The sequence below is a fragment of the Phenylobacterium sp. SCN 70-31 genome, assembly GCF_001724605.1.
Lineage (GTDB): Bacteria > Pseudomonadota > Alphaproteobacteria > Caulobacterales > Caulobacteraceae > Phenylobacterium.
The window spans coordinates 16228-33007 of the sequence record NZ_MEEX01000005.1 but is presented as its reverse complement, the minus strand read 5'-3'; the positions used below and the strand labels follow the sequence as shown (position 1 = coordinate 33007).

General features: G+C 69.7%; 17 protein-coding genes. 9 read left to right on the top strand and 8 right to left on the bottom strand.

All coding sequences use genetic code 11. The features are described 5' to 3' along the window. Positions 1–82: 82 nt before the first annotated feature. Entirely contained in the window at positions 83–439 is a 357-nt protein-coding gene (cpdR, locus tag ABS78_RS04750) for a cell cycle two-component system response regulator CpdR (RefSeq protein WP_293375562.1), read from the bottom strand. A 156-nt stretch (positions 440–595) separates the two neighbouring features. Here cpdR and ABS78_RS04745 point away from each other — a divergent pair, with 156 nt between their 5' ends. Both ABS78_RS04745 and typA read left to right on the top strand, forming a co-directional pair. Further along, positions 596–1507, top strand: a complete 912-nt coding sequence (locus tag ABS78_RS04745) for an N-formylglutamate amidohydrolase (protein WP_293375790.1) — start codon at positions 596–598, stop codon at positions 1505–1507. A 328-nt stretch (positions 1508–1835) separates the two neighbouring features. After that, positions 1836–3671: a translational GTPase TypA gene (gene typA / locus ABS78_RS04740; RefSeq protein ID WP_293375560.1), complete on the top strand. Its 1836-nt coding sequence runs from the start codon at positions 1836–1838 to the stop codon at positions 3669–3671. 3 nt (positions 3672–3674) lie between these two features. Here the strand turns inward: typA and ABS78_RS04735 are convergent, their stop codons facing one another. Beyond that, a complete protein-coding gene (locus ABS78_RS04735) occupies positions 3675–4373 on the bottom strand; it encodes a hypothetical protein (protein ID WP_293375558.1) in 699 nt (232 codons plus the stop codon). 94 nt (positions 4374–4467) lie between these two features. Here ABS78_RS04735 and ABS78_RS04730 point away from each other — a divergent pair, with 94 nt between their 5' ends. Both ABS78_RS04730 and ABS78_RS04725 read left to right on the top strand, forming a co-directional pair. After that, entirely contained in the window at positions 4468–5088 is a 621-nt protein-coding gene (locus ABS78_RS04730) for a glutathione S-transferase family protein (RefSeq protein WP_293375556.1), read from the top strand. Between the two features lie 45 nt (positions 5089–5133). Then, positions 5134–5802: a hemolysin III family protein gene (locus tag ABS78_RS04725; RefSeq protein ID WP_293375554.1), complete on the top strand. Its 669-nt coding sequence runs from the start codon at positions 5134–5136 to the stop codon at positions 5800–5802. A gap of 66 nt (positions 5803–5868) precedes the next feature. Here ABS78_RS04725 and ABS78_RS04720 read toward each other — a convergent pair whose 3' ends face one another. Then, positions 5869–6342, bottom strand: a complete 474-nt coding sequence (locus ABS78_RS04720; protein ID WP_293375552.1) for a hypothetical protein — start codon at positions 6340–6342, stop codon at positions 5869–5871. 209 nt (positions 6343–6551) lie between these two features. On the opposite strand from ABS78_RS04720, the gene ABS78_RS04715 reads away from it, so the two are divergent. Then, positions 6552–8357: an ABC transporter ATP-binding protein gene (locus ABS78_RS04715; protein ID WP_293375550.1), complete on the top strand. Its 1806-nt coding sequence runs from the start codon at positions 6552–6554 to the stop codon at positions 8355–8357. A 162-nt stretch (positions 8358–8519) separates the two neighbouring features. Here ABS78_RS04715 and ABS78_RS04710 read toward each other — a convergent pair whose 3' ends face one another. Then, complete coding sequence (locus ABS78_RS04710) at positions 8520–8972, bottom strand: GNAT family N-acetyltransferase (protein WP_293375548.1); 453 nt, start codon at positions 8970–8972, stop codon at positions 8520–8522. Positions 8973–9022: 50 nt separating this feature from the next. Here ABS78_RS04710 and ABS78_RS04705 point away from each other — a divergent pair, with 50 nt between their 5' ends. Beyond that, positions 9023–10195 carry an aminotransferase gene (locus tag ABS78_RS04705; RefSeq protein ID WP_293375546.1) on the top strand — a complete coding sequence of 391 codons (1173 nt, stop codon included), beginning with the start codon at positions 9023–9025 and terminating at the stop codon, positions 10193–10195. Positions 10196–10462: 267 nt separating this feature from the next. Here ABS78_RS04705 and ABS78_RS04700 read toward each other — a convergent pair whose 3' ends face one another. After that, the gene (locus tag ABS78_RS04700; protein ID WP_293375544.1) at positions 10463–10987 is read right to left on the bottom strand and encodes a hypothetical protein; all 525 of its coding nucleotides are present in this window, start codon (positions 10985–10987) and stop codon (positions 10463–10465) included. A gap of 65 nt (positions 10988–11052) precedes the next feature. Next, positions 11053–11832: a helix-turn-helix transcriptional regulator gene (locus tag ABS78_RS04695; protein WP_293375542.1), complete on the bottom strand. Its 780-nt coding sequence runs from the start codon at positions 11830–11832 to the stop codon at positions 11053–11055. 131 nt (positions 11833–11963) lie between these two features. Between ABS78_RS04695 and ABS78_RS04690 the strand changes: the two genes are divergently transcribed. Further along, on the top strand, positions 11964–12632 hold the full coding sequence (locus tag ABS78_RS04690) for a class I SAM-dependent methyltransferase (RefSeq protein ID WP_293375540.1): 669 nt from the start codon (positions 11964–11966) through the stop codon (positions 12630–12632). 54 nt (positions 12633–12686) lie between these two features. Here the strand turns inward: ABS78_RS04690 and ABS78_RS04685 are convergent, their stop codons facing one another. Both ABS78_RS04685 and ABS78_RS04680 read right to left on the bottom strand, forming a co-directional pair. After that, positions 12687–13484, bottom strand: coding sequence for an SDR family oxidoreductase (locus tag ABS78_RS04685; protein WP_293375538.1), 798 nt, complete (start codon positions 13482–13484; stop codon positions 12687–12689). Positions 13485–13569: 85 nt separating this feature from the next. Continuing rightward, positions 13570–14313 carry an extensin family protein gene (locus ABS78_RS04680; RefSeq protein WP_293375536.1) on the bottom strand — a complete coding sequence of 248 codons (744 nt, stop codon included), beginning with the start codon at positions 14311–14313 and terminating at the stop codon, positions 13570–13572. A 128-nt stretch (positions 14314–14441) separates the two neighbouring features. On the opposite strand from ABS78_RS04680, the gene ABS78_RS04675 reads away from it, so the two are divergent. Beyond that, positions 14442–15062, top strand: coding sequence for an ATP-dependent Clp protease proteolytic subunit (locus ABS78_RS04675; RefSeq protein WP_293375534.1), 621 nt, complete (start codon positions 14442–14444; stop codon positions 15060–15062). A gap of 55 nt (positions 15063–15117) precedes the next feature. Further along, positions 15118–16737 (top strand): alpha-glucosidase family protein, encoded by a 1620-nt coding sequence (locus tag ABS78_RS04670; RefSeq protein WP_293375532.1) that lies wholly within the window; start codon positions 15118–15120, stop codon positions 16735–16737. Positions 16738–16780 lie beyond the last annotated feature (43 nt).

The following is a 16780-nucleotide window of genomic DNA, read 5'->3' as shown; positions in this document are numbered from 1 at the left end:
GGCGGACCCTTTCGGGAAGGCGGGGATATACAGAGGCCAAATGGGCTTAGCAAGGCCGCAGCATGCGACTTTGGAGCCGGCCTCAGGCGGCGATCATCCGCTCCACTTCCGAGACGATCTCGCGCAGGTGGATCGGCTTGGACAGGACCTTGGAGCCGGCGGGCGCCTGCTCGCCCGCGGCCAGGGCGACCGCGGCGAACCCGGTGATGAACATGATCCTGAGGCCGGGGTGCCTGGCGGCGGCCTGGCGAGCCACCTCGATGCCGTCGAGTCCGGGCATGACGATGTCCGTGAGCAGAAGGTCCCACGGTTCGTCCAGGAACGTGACAGCCTCCTCGCCGTCGGCGCAGGCGGTCACGTCATGGCCGGCGCGTTCGAGCGCACGGGCCAGGAAGCCGCGGAGGGAATCGTCGTCTTCGGCGAGCAGGATGCGGGACATGATCGGGCCTGGAGCTTGATCGCGCACAATAACTGGCGAAGGGTAAAGGCGCCATGAAGCGCCGTGCGCCCGGCGTGGTCCCCACGCGCTGCCCGCGCCTCGGCCCGGCGGCATAAGGCTTTGACGCTGGGGGCGAGGCGGCCTTCTATGCGCGCGATGAACACCATGGACCCGCTGAATCGGCCGCAGGCCGCAGAACCGCCGTCGGGTCCGGCGTTCACCCTGCGTCGGGCGGGGCCGCCGGGCGCGCCGCCCACGCCGCTGGTGTTCGCCTCGCCGCATTCCGGGCGCGACTATCCCGCCGACATGATGGACGCCGCCGCGCTGGACGCGGTGTCGATCCGCCGTTCGGAGGACGCCTTCGTGGACGACCTGATCGCCTCCGCGCCCGACCTGGGCGCGGCGGTGATCGCGGCCCGCTACGCTCGCGCCTACATCGACCTCAACCGCGAGCCGTTCGAACTGGATCCGGCCATGTTCGCCGACGAACTGCCGCCCTTCGCCCGCGCCCGCACCGCGCGGGTGGCGGCCGGACTGGGCGCCATCGCGCGGGTGGTCTCGGAGGGCCAGGAGATCTACCGCCGCAAGCTGACCTTCGCCGAGGCGCGCGTGCGGATCGACGGGGCGCATCGGCCGTACCACGAGGCGCTGGCCGGCCTGATCGCCGAGGCCCAGTCGGCTCACGGCTTCGCCATCCTGATCGACTGGCATTCGATGCCGGCCGCCGCCGCCCGTGCGACGGGTCGCGACCGGCCGTGCGATGTCGTGCTCGGCGACCGATACGGCGCCGCGTGCGCGGGCGTTCTGCCGACGCGGGTGGAGCGGGCGCTGGAGGCGCGCGGCTATCGGGTGGCGCGCAACGCGCCCTACGCCGGCGGCTACACCACCGAATTCTACGGCCAGCCACGGAGGCGGACCCATGCCCTCCAGATCGAGATCAACCGCGCCCTCTACCTGGACGAGGCGACGCTCTCGCCCACCTCGGGCTTCGAGACCCTGAAGGCCGACGTCGAAATCCTGACGCGCGCGCTCGCCGAGGCCGACTGGAGTGCGCTCAACGCGGCTTGAAACCACCCGCGGGGCGATCCGCCGTGTGACCATCAGGCCAAAAAAAAGCCGCGCCATCGGCGCGGCAGTTCATTAGGGAGGAAACGCCCATAAGGGCCGAGGCGTCAGCGACGCCTCACATCCTCAATCTAGTGTGCAACGCACAATCCGGCAAGGGAAAAAGCTGAAATATTCCGTCGCGTCCTGAGCGTCGGATTGGTTTTCCCAATAGATTCAGGCAATCACCTTACGCGACGCTGACGTTGCGTTATATGCGGCGCACAACACTCTGGCGGCCGCGGCCGCATTCCCGTAAAAGCGCCCGCCCTCGAAAGAAGCCCGCCGCCCCATGTCGCTCCGAAACATCGCCATCATCGCCCACGTCGACCACGGCAAGACCACGCTGGTCGATCAGCTCCTGGCCCAGTCCGGCGTCTTCCGAGCCAACGAGGCCACGGTGGAGCGCGCCATGGACTCCAACGACCAGGAGCGCGAGCGCGGCATCACCATCCTGGCCAAGTGCACCTCTGTGCTGTGGAACGGCAAGGCGGGCGAAACGCGGATCAACATCATCGACACGCCCGGCCACGCCGACTTCGGCGGCGAGGTGGAGCGCATCCTGGGCATGGTGGACGGCTGCGTCCTGCTGGTGGACGCCGAGGAAGGCGTCATGCCCCAGACCAAGTTCGTGCTGGGCAAGGCGCTGAAGATGGGCCTGCGTCCCATCCTCTGCCTGAACAAGGTGGATCGCCCGCACGCCGACCCCGACCGGGTTCTGAACGACGCCTTCGACCTGTTCGCCGCCATGGGCGCCACCGACGAGCAGCTCGACTTCCCGCACATCTACGCGTCGGGCAAGAACGGCTGGGCGACGCTGGACCTGGCCAAGCCGAACGACGACCTGTCGCCCCTGTTCGACCTGATCGTCGACCACGTGCCGGCGCCCAAGGCCGAGGCGCGCAAGGACGAACCCTTCCAGATCCTGTCGGTGCTGATCGAGAGCGACCCGTTCCTGGGCCGCCTGCTGACCGGCCGTATCGAGGCCGGCAAGGCCGTGCCGGGCATGCCGATCAAGGCGCTGTCGCGCGACGGCAAGGAGATCGAGCGGGGCCGGATCACCAAGGTGCTGGCCTTCCGCGGCCTGAAGCGCCAGCCGATCGACGGCGGCGCCGAGGCCGGCGACATCGTCGCCATCGCGGGCCTCTCGAAAGCCACCGTGGCCGACACCCTGTGCGCGCTGGAGGTCACCGAGGCGCTCCCGGCCCAGCCGATCGATCCGCCCACCATCTCGATGACCGTCAGCGTCAACGACAGCCCGCTGGCGGGCCGCGAGGGCGACAAGGTGCAGAGCCGGGTGATCGCCGCGCGCCTGCAGAAGGAGGCGGAGTCCAACGTCGCCATCCGGGTCACCGAGACCTCCGAGAAGGACGCCTACGAGGTGGCCGGCCGCGGCGAACTCCAGCTCGGCGTGCTGATCGAGAGCATGCGGCGCGAGGGCTTCGAGGTCTCGATCAGCCGCCCGCGCGTGGTCTACCAGGCCGACGAGGAGACCGGTGAGCGCATGGAGCCCATCGAGGACGTCATGATCGACGTGGACGACGAGTTCACCGGCATCGTCATCGAGAAGCTGTCGGCGCGTAAGGCCGAACTGAAGGACATGGGCCCGTCGGGCGCCGGCAAGACTCGCATCAGCCTTATGAGTCCGTCGCGCTCGCTGATCGGCTACCAGGGCGAGTTCCTGACCGACACCCGCGGCTCGGGCGTGCTGAACCGCGTGTTCAGCCACTACGAGGCCTACAAGGGGCCCATCGACGCCGGCCGCAAGGGCGTGCTGGTGTCCAACTCCGACGGCGAGACTGCGGCCTACGCCCTGTGGAACCTGGAGGAGCGCGGCACGATGTTCGTCGGCGCCGGCGAGAAGACCTACCAGGGCATGATCATCGGCGAGAACAGCCGGTCGGACGACCTCGACGTCAATCCGATGAAGGCCAAGCAGCTCACCAACGTCCGCGCCTCGGGCAAGGACGAAGCCGTGCGCCTGACGCCGCCGCGCCGCCTCACCCTCGAACAGGCCATCGCCTATATCGAGGAGGACGAGCTGGTCGAGGTGACGCCCAAGAACATCCGGCTGCGCAAGAAGGTCCTGAACCCCAGCTTCCGCAAGAAGCGGGCGCGCGAGGACTGATCCCTACCGCCAGGCGACCGCCTCCAGCGCGTGATCGGCGCGCTTCCGCACCACCACGTCGGCGTGCGCCATCGTCGGCGCGATATGGTCGCGCAGGTTCACCAGGTTGATCTGCGTCCAGGCCGCTTCGATCAGGGCGTCTCGCCGCGCCGGATCGTCGATCCTGGCGATGAAGCTGTCCGGCTCCTCGGCGACGATCCGCGCCAGTCGCGCGAGGTACCAGGCCTTCGCATCCGCAGGGTCGGCGTCCACATACAGCGACAGGCCGAACGCCGCCCGGGCCTGCGGCGTCTGCAGCACGTTCACACCCTCCACGATCACCACCCCCCGGGCCGGGACCCTCCGGACCTCCCCCGGCACGATGTCGTAGGTGACGTGCGAATAGACCGGGCTGGCGGCCGCCCGGCCCCCCGCCAGTTCGGCCAGGAACCGGTGGAAGGCGTCGCGATCGTAGGTCTCGGGGAAGCCCTTCCTGAGGTTCAGGCCCGCGGCCTCCAGTTCGCGATTGGGCCGCAGGAAGCCGTCCGTGGCCACCACCTCCACGGTGAAGCCGGCGTCTTTCAGCCCCTCGGCCAGCCGATGCGCCAGCGTGGTCTTGCCCACCGCGACGCCGCCGGCGATCCCGATGAGGAACGTCCGCCCGGGGCGGGCGGCGACGCGTTCGGCGGTCCGCGCCAGGAGCTGGGCGTCGAGGCTGGTCATGACGCCACGGGTTCCACGCCCGAGCCTTCGTGGTCAAGCCGGCCCTTGCGGCAGGTTCCGCGCCGATGCACATGCGTGGGCCAGGAGGGTCGCCATGCTCAGACTCTACACGGCGCCCGGCACGATCGGCCTGGCCTGCGAGATCGCGCTGGAGGAGGCGCGCGCGCCCTACGAAGCCGTCCGCCTGAATTTCCGGGAGAACGAGCAGCGGGGCGAAGCCTATCTGGCGGTGAATCCCAAGGCGCGGGTTCCGGCGCTAGCGACGGATCGCGGCATCATCACCGAGGCGCCGGCCATCCTGGGCTATGTCGCCCGGACCTTCCCCGAGGCGGGGCTTGCGCCCACCGCCGACGCCTTCGGCATGGCCGAAGTCGAGTCGTTCATGAGCTATCTCTGCTCATGGGCGCATCCGGCCGCGGCGCACCGGCATCGGGGCTATCGCTGGGCCGACGATCCCGCGGCCATCGCCGAGATGCGCCGCAAGGCGCCCGAGGTGTTCGGCGAGGCCATGCGCCTGATCGACGCCGACCTCTTCAAGGGGCCCTGGGCGATGGGCGAGGCCTATACCGTCTGCGATCCCTATCTCTATGTCGTGGCGGGCTGGCTGCCGCGCGATGGGCTGGATCTGGCCGCCTTTCCGCGCCTGGCCGATCACTTCGTGCGCATGGGCGCCCGTCCGGCCGTCCAGAGCGTGCTGGCGCGCGTGGCCGGGTAAGGCGGCGCCTTACCTGCGTCGCACGTCCGCGGTAAAAGCCGGGGCATGAGCCTGCCCGCCAAGCCATACCCGCCACGCCACTATCCCACGCCGGCGGCCAAGTGCGCCGATCTGGTCGTGCATGTCATGGGCCTCACCCTCGCCCTGGTGGGCGGCGTTGTCCTGCTGACGCTGGCGGTGCTGGGCGGTTCCATCAGTCAGGTCGTCGGCGTGTCGATCTACGCCCTGGGCGTGGTGGCCATGCTGGCGTTCTCCACCGCCTACAACTTCGCGCGGCCGCAGCACCGTCCCACTCTGCGCCGGCTGGACCACGCGGGCATCTTCCTGATGATCGCCGGCTCGTACACGCCGTTCACGATCAACCTTCCGGGCGCCTGGGGGTGGGGCATGACGGCGGCGGTATGGTCGATCGCCACCCTGGGCGCACTGGGCAAGCTGTTGCTGACCGGGATCGACCGGAAATTCTGGGTGGCGGTCTATCTGGCCCTGGGCTGGCTGGTGGTGATCGCCTTGAAGCCGATGATCGACTCCCTGGCCTGGTACGCCCTGGCCCTGCTGGTCACCGGCGGGGTGCTCTACTCCACCGGCGTCGTCTTCTACGTGAACAAGAAGCTGAAGTTCGCCCGCGCGATCTGGCACGGCCATGTGGTGGCCGCCGCCGCGGCGCATTGGACCGCGGTCCTGCTGGGCGTCGTGCTGGCCGCCCAGCACTGAAGATCGGAAAAGGGGAGCCTGTCGCGGCGCGACATGGGACCGCCACGCCGCGACAGGCTCCAGCCGCTACTCCGCCGCCATCGGGAAGATGGCCACGGGGCAGGCGGGGGGGATCAGGGTGTCGGGCGTCGGCCTTGCGCGCAGAACAAGGCCGCTCATGTCGAGGATCTCGGCCACGAGGCAGGCCGCGGCGCCGGTCGCGGCCGGCGGGGCCACGCCCATGAGGCCGCGCAGCCGCTCGTCCATGGCGCGATAGTCGCCGGCCTGGGCGCAACCGAACACGTCGAGGATCAGCGCTTCGTCGTCGGTCAGGCGAGGATCGACAGGGATGGAGAGCTGGAGGCGTCGTCGTCCCCGGGCCGCCACCTGCTGCACGAAGGCCTCCAGCATCCGATAGGCCTCGTCGCCGGCGCAGCCGCAGGCGGCCTCGAAATGGGCCCGCAGGCTGTGGCACGGCGTGGTCAGGGTGAGCAGCCGAAGCGTACGGATCAGGAGCCGTTCGCCGTGGGTGAGCGCATCGCCGGCGTAGGTGTCGATCATGGCCTTCTCCAGAGCCGCGACCCTATTGCTATTGCGAGTCGTTCGCAATCAAGTTCGATCATCACGGCGTCGTGATATCGCGGTTGCGCCGACCGACGATCGCCGTCATCGTCGTGATCTACGCCAATGTCCGCCCGGGGAGAGCGAGATGCAGACCGTCATGTCCCAACCGAAAGGAGCCCTTTCCCGACATCAGGACATGACCACACATGCCTTCGCGAACCTTGGAGGCGCCGGCCCACGCCGACCGTAGCGCCCGTTCCGTCGATCCCGCCGCCCGCCGGCGGCTCCGCAAATTCCTGAGCTACTATCGGCCGCACATCCCGTTGCTGGCCGCCGACATCGCCTGCGCCATCGTCATCGCCGCCACGGCGCTGGCCCTGCCCGTCTGCGCGAACTGGATCACCCGCAACCTGTCCGCCGCGGCGGGACCGGAGGCGGCTATCGTCGCGATCCTGACCATGGGCGGCGCCATGCTGGCGCTCGTGGGAGTCCAGGCGCTCTGCACCCTCTTCGTCGACTATCAGGGCCACGTCATGGGGGCCAGGATCGAGAGCCGCATGCGGCAGGAGCTCTTCGAGCACCTGCAGAAGCTGTCGTTCGGCTTCTACGACCGCGAACGGACGGGCCAGCTCATGAGCCGGATCACCAACGACCTCTTCGCCGTGGGCGAACTCTGCCACCACGGACCCGAAGACCTGGCCATCTCGCTGCTGAAGTTCCTCGGCGCGGCGGCCATCCTGGCATGGCTGGATCCGACCCTGACAGGCGCGATCCTGGCGGCGTTTCCCGTCGCCGTCGTCTACGCGCTGTATTTCAACGGCCGGATGAACGTCATCCTGCGCCAGGGCAAGGCCCAGATCGGGGCCATAAACGCCCGCGTGGAGGACTCGCTCTCCGGCATCCGCGTCGTGAAGGCGTTCGGCGCCGAGGCGGAGGAAACCCGCCGGTTCGCCGTGGAAAACGATCGCTTCCTGGCCATCCGCCGCGCCGGCTACCTCAGCGAGGCCCACTTTTCCGTGGGCATGGAGGCCTTCGCCCAGCTCGTGACCCTGGCGGTGATCGTGGCGGGCGCGGTGCGGGTGGCCCAGGGCGCGCTGGACGTGGCCGACCTGCTCACCTTCCTGCTCTGCGTGGCGATCCTGATCGATCCGGTGCGCCGGGCGGTGAACTTCGTGCGGCTCTGGCAGCAGGGCTACACCGGGTTCCAGCGGGTCATGGAGGTGCTGGAGACCGAGCCCGACATCCGCGATGCGCCCGACGCCCGGACCCTGGGGCGCGTGCGGGGCGAAATCCGCTTCCAAGACGTGGGCTTCACCTACCGGATCGGCGGGCCGCCGGTGCTTCGCGGCGTCTCGCTCGACATCCGGCCGGGCGAGTTCGTGGCCCTGGTGGGCGCCTCGGGCGTGGGCAAGAGCACGCTGTGCGCCCTGCTGCCGCGCTTCTACGAGGCGACGTCCGGCCGGGTGCTGGTGGACGGCCGGGACGTGCGCGACGTGACGCTCGAGTCGCTGCGGCGGAACATCGGGCTGGTGCAGCAGGACGTCTATCTGTTCGCCGGCACGGTGCTGGAGAACCTGCGCTACGGCCGCCCCGACGCTACGCGGGCCGAGGTCGAGGCCGCCGCGCGGCGGGCCTGCGCGCACGACTTCATCCGCGAACTCCCCGATGGGTACGACACCGACATCGGCGAGCGCGGCGTGCGCCTCTCGGGCGGGCAGAAGCAGCGGCTCACCATTGCACGCGCCTTCCTCAAGGACCCCCCGATCCTGATCTTCGACGAAGCCACCAGCGCCCTCGACAACGAGAGCGAGCGGGCCGTGCAGCAGGCGCTCACGGAACTGGCCCGGGCGCGCACCACCCTGGTGATCGCCCACCGGCTGTCGACGGTGCGCAACGCCGACCGGATCGTGGTGCTCGCCGCGGACGGCGTCGTCGAGGAGGGCCGGCACGACGACCTGATCGCCGCCGACGGCCCCTACGCCCGCCTCCACCGGACGCAGGCCAGCCTGTAGGCCTCGGGCGCGCTTCACCCGGTTCCTGCGAGGCCGCGAAGCGCCGCCTTCCGATCTCAAAGGTCCACGGATCCACACGGATGATGGTCCTCGCGCGATCTGTGTGTCTCCGTGTGCATCCGTGGACAAACATCGCTCGCGCAGAGGCCCGGGACGGGCCCCTCAGTACCGTCGCTCCATGAAGACGTCGGCGCGCGCGTAGGGGGTCTCGGCCGGCGCCAGGTCGCGGAACCCCATGGCGCGGTAGAGGGCCAGCGCGGGACCCAGGCCCGAGTTCGTCTCCAGATAGAGGCGCGTGGCCCCCATCTCGGCGCCGGCGTCGATGCAGCGCTGCATCAGGCGCCGGCCCAGGCCCGAACCGCGCAAGGCTTCGGACACGGTCATCTTGGCCACCTCGAACCCGCCGTCCGCCATCTTCACCAGGGCCACGCACCCCACCGCCTCGTCCCCGTTCATCGCCATGAAGATGCGACCGCCCGGCGCGACGATCTTCCGCTGCGGATCGCCCAGCACCTCGCGGTCCTTGGCCTCGATCGCGAAATGCTTCGAGATCCAGGCCTCGTTCAGCGTTCGGAACGCCTCGGCGTGGCGTGGCGCGAACTCGACGATCTCCATCGGTGTCTCCGGGATGGCCAGAGGCCGACTCTGACGCCAATGTCGCGCCGATGGCCAATACGATCTTCTCCGCCCTGCCCACCACGATCTTCGAGGAGATGTCCGGGCTCGCCCGAACGCTGGGCGCCGTGAACCTGGGTCAGGGATTTCCAGACGATCCCGGCCCCGAGGCGGTGCGCGTCAAGGCGGGCGAGCTGGTGGTCTCGGGCTACAACCAGTATCCGCCCATGGCCGGTCTGCCCGAACTGCGCCAGGCCGTCGCCGCCCACTACGCCCGCACCCAGGGGCTGGACCTGGACTGGGCGTCCGAGGTCACGGTCACGTCCGGCGCCACTGAGGCCCTGGCCGCCAGCTTCCTCGGCCTGATCGAGCCCGGCGACGAGGTGGTGGTGTTCCAGCCCTTCTACGATGCCTATCCGCCGCTGATCCGCCGCGCCGGCGGCGTGCCGAAGTTCGTGCGCCTGGAGCCGCCGCGCTGGCGCTTCACGCGGCCGATGCTGGAGGCGGCGTTCACGCCGCGCACGAAGCTGGTGGTGCTGAACAACCCGATGAACCCCACCGGCGTCGTCTTGCCGGACGAGGACCTCGCCCTGCTGGCCGAGTTCTGCGTGGCCCACGACGTCATCGCCGTCTGTGACGAGGTCTGGGAACAAGTGGTGTTCGCCGGCGCTCGCCACCGGCCGCTGGTCGCCTGTCCGGGCATGCGCGAGCGGACCGTCAAGATCGGCTCGGCCGGCAAGATGTTCGGCCTCACCGGCTGGAAGGTGGGCTGGCTCTGCGCTGCGCCCGCCCTCACCCACGCGCTGGCCCGCGCCCACCAGTTCCTGACCTTCACCACCCCGCCCAACCTCCAGGGCGCGGCGGCGTGGGGGCTGGAGAACGCCGGCGACTGGTTCCGCGACATGCCGCGAGGCCTCGAACGCTCGCGCGACCGCCTGGCCGCGGGCCTGGCGCGCGAGGGCTTCGCCGTCCTGCCCGGCGACGGGACCTATTTCCTCAGCATCGACCTCGCCGCCTCAGGGGTGGCGCAGGCCGACCGCGCCTTCTGCCTGCGGGCGGTGAAGGACGCCGGCGTCGCCGCCATCCCCGTCTCGGCCTTCTACGAGACCGACCCGGTCACGAGCATCGTGCGCCTCTGCTTCGCCAAGGCCGACGAGACCCTGGACGAGGGCGTGCGCCGGCTGGCGTGGGCGAGAGAACTCAGCCGGGCGGCGGCGATCTAGAGGTTGTTGGGGGGCTGCGCTTTGGGATTCGGCGCTCGCCCCTCTCTTTCTAGATCGTCATCCCCGGGCTTGTCCCGGGGACCCATGTTTCGGCTTCCGTAGGCCTCTGCGGCAAGCCGCCGCGCGGCCCGCCCCCACGGCGTTGCGGCTGAGGGATGGGTCGCCGGGACACCCGGCCATGACGAGCCCATGTTGTTCAACGCCGTGTCGGGACTCGGTTCCCTAACGGCCTCCAGGGCATCCCGCTCGCAGGATGATCTCCGGTGACTAGCGAGCCTCCAGCTCCGGCCCAGCCCACTCCGCGAGGTTCGGATGGATGCGCGCAGAGAAGGTGAACGCCGTGACGCTTCCCCGATCGTCCGGGTCGTCCTCGACTGTCCAGATATCCATGAATCTCCAGATGGAGCTCAAACACGAAAGGGCGGGTGCGAGCGCATCTTCGGGGAGGTGTAGGCTTGCCTGGAAGCTGGTTCCGAACACGTCACCCGCACCCCGGTAGAATTGTCCAACCTCATCGAGCCCTTCGTCGCCGAACCGCATGTCTGAGCGGAACGGAGAAATCCATATCCGCATGAGCTTTGCGCGGTGAACGAGGGGCGCCCGGATCCGCCCAAGGATCTCGATGCTCCGGACGTAGTTCAGACCGCCCTGGAACCGGTGCTCGACGGGCATGAGCCCCGAACTGAGGCCGACGTACAAGCCCCAGTCCCACTCGGCGATCTCGACCATGAAGCGGCCGTCGAAGAAGCCGGGCTCCAGTGCTGCGTTCTTCGACGAGTCGGAAACCATCATGCTACCTCAAGGCTCGGCCATGATCTCGAATTCGTACCTATTTTGTTCTTGACCCGCAATGCCGCTCAGCGGGTTTGCGCTTGTCCCCGCCACCGCGCCGGGGTGACGCCGAAGGTGCGTTTGAAGGCGGCGATAAAGGCCGAGGGGCTCTGGTAGCCGGCGTCGAGGGCCGTGGCGGTCACCGAGGCGCCGCCGGCCAGGGCGGCCACCGCCTGTTGCATCCGCGCCCGCGCGCGCCAGGCCTCCAGCGGCAGGCGGGTCTCGGCCAGGAACAGGCGCTGGAGGGTGCGCAGGCTGGCGCCCGCGTCCCGGGCCAGGTCGGCCAGCAGGGCCCCGTGTCCCGGCGCCGCGAGGATGCGCTCGGCCATCCGCCGCGCCCGCGGGTCACGCGGCAGGGGTAGCTCCAGGGGCGCCGTCTCGGCCTGAGCCAGGAGGTCGACCAGCAGGCCTTCGATGCGCGCGTGGCCCGGGTCGGCGGCGTCCAGCGTCCCGACCCGCACGATGTGCAGGATCAGCTCCCGCAACAGGGGCGAGACCTCGATGGCGCGGCAGGCCGCCAGCCGGGGATCGTCGCCGGTCGGCGCGAGATAGAGGGTGCGCATGGCCACGGCGCCCCGCATCTCGATCTCGTGCGGCGTCCCGCCGGGCGCCCAGATCGCGCGGGTGGGCGGCACGAGCCAGGCGGCGTCGGGCGTGGAGACGCGCATCACGCCGCTGGCCGCATAGACGAGTTGCGCCCACGGATGGGTGTGGCGGTCCAGCACGTGGCCGTCGCAGTAGGTGAGCGCGAGGCCGCGCACCGCGAAACCCTCGGGATCGGGACCAGGCTGTCGTTCGCGCGACATAAGTCGTCCGATTAGCGCAAGCACGCCGTCGATGGGAGGTCCTATCCTGAGGTCGTGACGGAGGACATCATGCCCGCAACCCCGCGACATCTTTCGACCGACGCCGCCGCCAAGCTGCGCGAGGCCCGGCCATGAGCGTGCTGAGCGATCCGGCCCTCCAGGCGCGGGTGGACGCGCTCCAGGCCCAGAGCACCGCCCAGGAGGTCGGGATGACGGCCTGGTTCTCGGAACGGGCGAAGAAGGGCGAGCTGTCGTGGGACGGGTTCGACGCCGCGTCCCACGCGTACATGGCCGACAAGCTGGTGGCGCTGGAGCCGGTCAAGGCCGAGTTCTGCCACATGATGTGCCGGGCGCTGCGGGCCACGCGCGTCGTGGAGATCGGCACCTCGTTCGGCGTCTCGACGCTCTACCTCGCCGACGCGGTGCGGGCGAATGGGGGCGGGACGGTGATCGCCACCGAGTACGAGCCGGCCAAGGCGGCCGCCGCGCGGGCCAGTTTCGAGGCCGCCGGCCTGACGCCCTGGATCGACCTGCGCGAGGGCGACCTGCGCGAGACCCTGAAGGCGATCGAGGGCCCGGTGGATTTCGTGCTGATGGACATCTGGACCGAGATGGCCCGCCCCGCGCTGGAACTGGTCGCGCCGCATCTGCGGCCGGGCGCGGTGGTGGTGGCCGACAACACCGACCAGTTCCGCCGCGCCTACCGCGATTTCTTCGCCTTCGTGGACGATCCGAAGAACGGCCTGAAGACCCTCACCCTGCCGTTCGCGAACGGGCTGGAGATGGTGGTCAGGACATAGGTCCCAGTTCCCGCCGCCGAGGCCGACCTCGACAGCGGGGAAGGCTTGCGTGGCTCAGCTGACGCTGCCGCCGTCGACCACGATGGTCTGGCCGGTGGTCCAGGCGCCGGCGCGCGACGCCAGGTAGATGGCCGCGCCCGCCAGGTCGTCGGGCTCGCCCAGGCGGCGCAGCGGGGTGCCCGAGCTGGCGCGCTCCTCGCCCGCCGGATTGTCCCACAGCGCCTTGGCGAAGTCGGTCTTCACCAGGCCGGGCGCGATGCAGTTCACGCGGATGTTGTCGGGGCCCAGCTCGCGGGCCAGGTTCCGGGCGAGCTGCATGTCGGCCGCCTTGGAGATGCAGTAGGCGCCGATCACCTCCGAGCCGCGCAGGCCGCCGATGGACGACACGATGATGATCGCCCCGTCCTTCCGCTCGCGCATCTCGGGCGCCACCATCTGGATCATCCAGTTGTTGGCGATGATGTTGTTTTCCATGATCTTCCGGAACGCGTCGTCCGGGATGTCGAGCTGGCTGCCGTAGAACGGGTTCGAGGCGGCGTTGCAGACCAGGATGTCGATCTTGCCGAACGCCTTGCGCGTCTCGTCCATGAGGCGCTGGAGATCTTCCTTCGACGAGATGTTCGCCGGCACGGCGATGGCGTGGCCCGGATAGGTGGCGTTGATGCCGGCGGCGACCTCTTCGCAGGGACCGGCCTTGCGCGAGCTGATCACCACCTTCGCGCCCTGCTGCGCCATGCGCTCGGCGATGGCCCGGCCGATGCCGCGCGACGAGCCGGTGATGACGGCGACCTTGTCGGTGAGGTCGAAGAGCCCGCGGGCGCTGACCTTCGGGGCTTCGAGAACCTTGCTCATCGGGCGTTCCTTCCAAACGGTTGTTTGAGTTCGCGGCCATTTGCGACGCGGCCTGCCGGAAGGTCAAGGCGTGGGGACCTTCGAGTCACCGGCACGCGGCGAAACGTCCCCGATCCAGGTGCAGGTGATCGGCGTGGGCGGCGTTGTAGTCGGGGCTGAGCGTGGCGCGGAACCAGCGGCAGGCGCCGTCACGGACGCGGCGAAGGAAGCGTCCCTCGGCGTCCTCCCCCCGAAAGTCTCGCAGGACGCCGATCTCGGTCCCCGACGCGGCGCGGAAAGCCGCTACGTCGAGCGCGTTGGCGGCGGCGTGCTCGCTCCGGACTCCGGTCGCGCGGCCATAGACGTTGCGGCAGGCGAAGGTTCCGTAGTGTCCGATCCGCGAGATCGGCTGGCCCAGTTCGGCGCGGGCGGCAGGCTGCACGTCGTGGCGCGTCCAGAAGACGTAGGCCAGGGCCAGGGGACAGGTCATCGTCGGCCGGGCGGGGGAGAGCGGCAGCGCGCCCGGTCCCAGCCGCAACGTGCCCTCGGTCGGACAGGCGCCGTCCGGGCGCGCCGGCGCCTCGACGAAGGCCACACCGCCCTCGGCCAGGACCGCGCGGCATCGGGCCGGATCCCCGGCGACCGCCTCGAACTTGGCGCGCGTGGCGATTCCGACCGGCTCGTCCAGCCGCAGCGGCGTCCAGGGCAGGTCCTGCGGCGGCGCCCAGCGGGCCACGGCCACGCCCAGCAGGAGCGCGGCGACCGCCAGGTCGAGCACCAGGGCGCCGACGCCGGCCCAGGCCAGCGCGCGCGGCGAGACCGTCTTCAGGTGGAACAGGGGGCGAGCCACGGGAAAAGAATGCCGGCGCCCCGCCGGAGTTCAGCGGCCGTGGCGGCGAGGGAAAGCCGCCTCGGCGCTTGCGGGATGGGCCGCGGACCAATAACTCGTGAGGGACGAACTTCTTTGAGGCGACCCTGATGCTGAAGTGGACTTCCTACCTCGACGACGACAACGGCGACGACGAGGACAAGGGCCGCCTGCCCGACATGCCCATGACCGCCGGTCCGGTCCAGAACGCGCTGTTCAAGAGCCGCACCGTGCTGATCTTCGGCGAGATCGACATGCGCTTGGCCGAACGGGTCACGGCCCAGATCACCGCGTTCGCCGCCGAGAGCGACAAGCCCATCCGCGTGATCATCAACTCGCCGGGCGGCCACGTGGAGAGCGGCGACACCATCCACGACATGATCCGGTTCTGCGGCGCCGAGGTGAAGGTGATCGGCACCGGCTGGGTGGCCTCGGCGGGCGCGCACATCTTCCTGGGCGCCAAGAAGGAAAACCGCCTCTGCCTCCCCAACACCCGCTTCCTGCTCCACCAACCGGCGGGCGGCGTGCGCGGGCAGGCCTCGGACATCCAGATCGAGGCCGAGGAGATCATCAAGATGCAGAAGCGCGTCAACCTGATGATCGCCAAGGAAACCGGCCAGCCGTACGACAAGATCGTCAAGGACACCCAGAGGAACTTCTGGATGAACGCCGAGCAGGCGGTGGAGTACGGCCTCGTGGGCCGCATCGTCACCGACACCAGCGAGGTCTAGGCCTGCGCGGCCCCTCTCCCGCCGCTTCGCGGGGGAGGAAAGGGCGGAGGTCATGATGGCTGATCCCTGGTGGAAGGGCGCGGTCCTCTACCACGTCTACGTCCGCAGCTTCTTCGACTCCGACGGCGACGGACACGGCGACCTGCCGGGCGTCCTCGCCAAGCTGGACTACATCCAGAGCCTCGGGGTGGACGGCCTGTGGCTGTCGCCGATCCATCCCTCGCCGAACCGCGACTGGGGCTACGACGTCGCCGACTTCCAGGGCGTCCAGGCCGACTACGGCACGCTCGAGGATTTCCAGCTTCTGCTCGACGAGGCCCATGCGCGCGGCCTGAAGGTGGTTCTCGACGAGGTGCTCAGCCACACCTCCGACGTCCATCCCTGGTTCGTGGAGAGCCTGACCGGCGGCAAGGACGGACCCAAGGCCGACTGGTACGTCTGGGCCGACCCCCAGCCGGACGGGACGGCCCCGAACAACTGGCTCAGCGTCTTCGGCGGCCCGGCCTGGGCCTACCAGCCCAAGCGCCGTCAACACTATCACCACAAGTTCCTGCGCCAGCAGCCCAAGCTGAACTGGCGCAATCCCGCCGCGCGGGAGGCCGCGCTGTCGGTCCTGGATTACTGGCTGTTCAAGGGCGTGGACGGTTTCCGCCTGGACGTGGCTGGCACCTATCTCCACGACCCGGCGCTGACGCCCAATCCGTCCGTTCCGATGGAGGACCGCACCGGCCTCAACTGGAGCCACGCCGGCAACCTCCAGCGCCACCTCCACGACTCGAACCTGGCGGAAAACATCGGGATGCTCGACGTCATCCGGCGGCGGGTCGAGGCCCACGACGGCGTCAACGGCGGCGCCCGGTTCGTCTTCGGCGAGTTCTCGGAGGAAGAGGAGCGCTGCGGCGCCTATTGCACGCCCGACGAGGGCCTGCATTCGGCCTACACCTTCGTGATGCTGCTGGCGCGCAAGCTCCAGCCCGGCTTCGTCGCCGCGCACTACGAGACCCTGGCGCGCTTCCCCGACCACTGGCCCACGATCAGCTTCTCGAACCACGACGTGCCGCGGACGGCCAGCCGCTTCGGCGGGCCGTCGGCGCCGCCCGAACTGGCCAGGATGCTGTTCGCCCTGCTGGTGGCGCTCAAGGGCACGACGCTGATCTACCAAGGCGAGGAGCTGGGCCTGCCGCAGGCCAGCCTGCGCCGCGACCAGCTCCGCGATCCCGTGGGCGACCTCTACTGGCCCTACGACGGCGGCCGTGACGGCTGCCGCACGCCGATGCCCTGGACGCCCGGCCCCAACATGGGCTTCACCGAAGGCGAGCCCTGGCTTCCCCTCGCGGCCGAGCACCGGGGTCTGTCGGTCGAGGAACAGGCCGGCGACCCGGACTCGATGCTGGCCTTCGCCCGCGAGATGATCGCCTTCCGCAAGGCCTCGCCCGCCCTGCGCCTGGGCGATATCGCCTTCGCCGAGCTGGATGCGCCGGTCCTGGCCTTCGTGCGCGAGCAGGACGACGAGGCGGTGATCTGCCTCTTCAACTTCAGCGGCGAACCGCAGGTGTTCTCGCACCCCAGCCTCGCCAGCGCCGACCTCTATCCGCTGCGCAGCGGCGAGGCCGAACTGCGCGGCGAGTCCGTGGGACTGTCGCCCTACGCCGCCTGTTTCCTGCGTCTCATCTGACGCGCTTCCAGAGACGACGCGTCCGGCGGTATGACCAGGGCGA

Bases quoted from the DNA above. Each gene is read 5' to 3' on its own strand.
- ABS78_RS04700 (WP_293375544.1), bottom strand. From the start codon at position 10,987: ATGATGGTTTCCGACTCGTCGAAGAACGCAGCACTGGAGCCCGGCTTC.
- cpdR (WP_293375562.1), bottom strand. From the start codon at position 439: ATGTCCCGCATCCTGCTCGCCGAAGACGACGATTCCCTCCGCGGCTTC.
- ABS78_RS04725 (WP_293375554.1), top strand. From the start codon at position 5,134: ATGAGCCTGCCCGCCAAGCCATACCCGCCACGCCACTATCCCACGCCG.
- ABS78_RS04735 (WP_293375558.1), bottom strand. From the start codon at position 4,373: ATGACCAGCCTCGACGCCCAGCTCCTGGCGCGGACCGCCGAACGCGTC.
- ABS78_RS04715 (WP_293375550.1), top strand. From the start codon at position 6,552: ATGCCTTCGCGAACCTTGGAGGCGCCGGCCCACGCCGACCGTAGCGCC.
- ABS78_RS04745 (WP_293375790.1), top strand. From the start codon at position 596: ATGAACACCATGGACCCGCTGAATCGGCCGCAGGCCGCAGAACCGCCG.
- ABS78_RS04675 (WP_293375534.1), top strand. From the start codon at position 14,442: ATGCTGAAGTGGACTTCCTACCTCGACGACGACAACGGCGACGACGAG.
- typA (WP_293375560.1), top strand. From the start codon at position 1,836: ATGTCGCTCCGAAACATCGCCATCATCGCCCACGTCGACCACGGCAAG.
- ABS78_RS04705 (WP_293375546.1), top strand. From the start codon at position 9,023: ATGGCCAATACGATCTTCTCCGCCCTGCCCACCACGATCTTCGAGGAG.
- ABS78_RS04695 (WP_293375542.1), bottom strand. From the start codon at position 11,832: ATGTCGCGCGAACGACAGCCTGGTCCCGATCCCGAGGGTTTCGCGGTG.
- ABS78_RS04730 (WP_293375556.1), top strand. From the start codon at position 4,468: ATGCTCAGACTCTACACGGCGCCCGGCACGATCGGCCTGGCCTGCGAG.
- ABS78_RS04690 (WP_293375540.1), top strand. From the start codon at position 11,964: ATGAGCGTGCTGAGCGATCCGGCCCTCCAGGCGCGGGTGGACGCGCTC.
- ABS78_RS04720 (WP_293375552.1), bottom strand. From the start codon at position 6,342: ATGATCGACACCTACGCCGGCGATGCGCTCACCCACGGCGAACGGCTC.
- ABS78_RS04670 (WP_293375532.1), top strand. From the start codon at position 15,118: ATGGCTGATCCCTGGTGGAAGGGCGCGGTCCTCTACCACGTCTACGTC.
- ABS78_RS04685 (WP_293375538.1), bottom strand. From the start codon at position 13,484: ATGAGCAAGGTTCTCGAAGCCCCGAAGGTCAGCGCCCGCGGGCTCTTC.
- ABS78_RS04710 (WP_293375548.1), bottom strand. From the start codon at position 8,972: ATGGAGATCGTCGAGTTCGCGCCACGCCACGCCGAGGCGTTCCGAACG.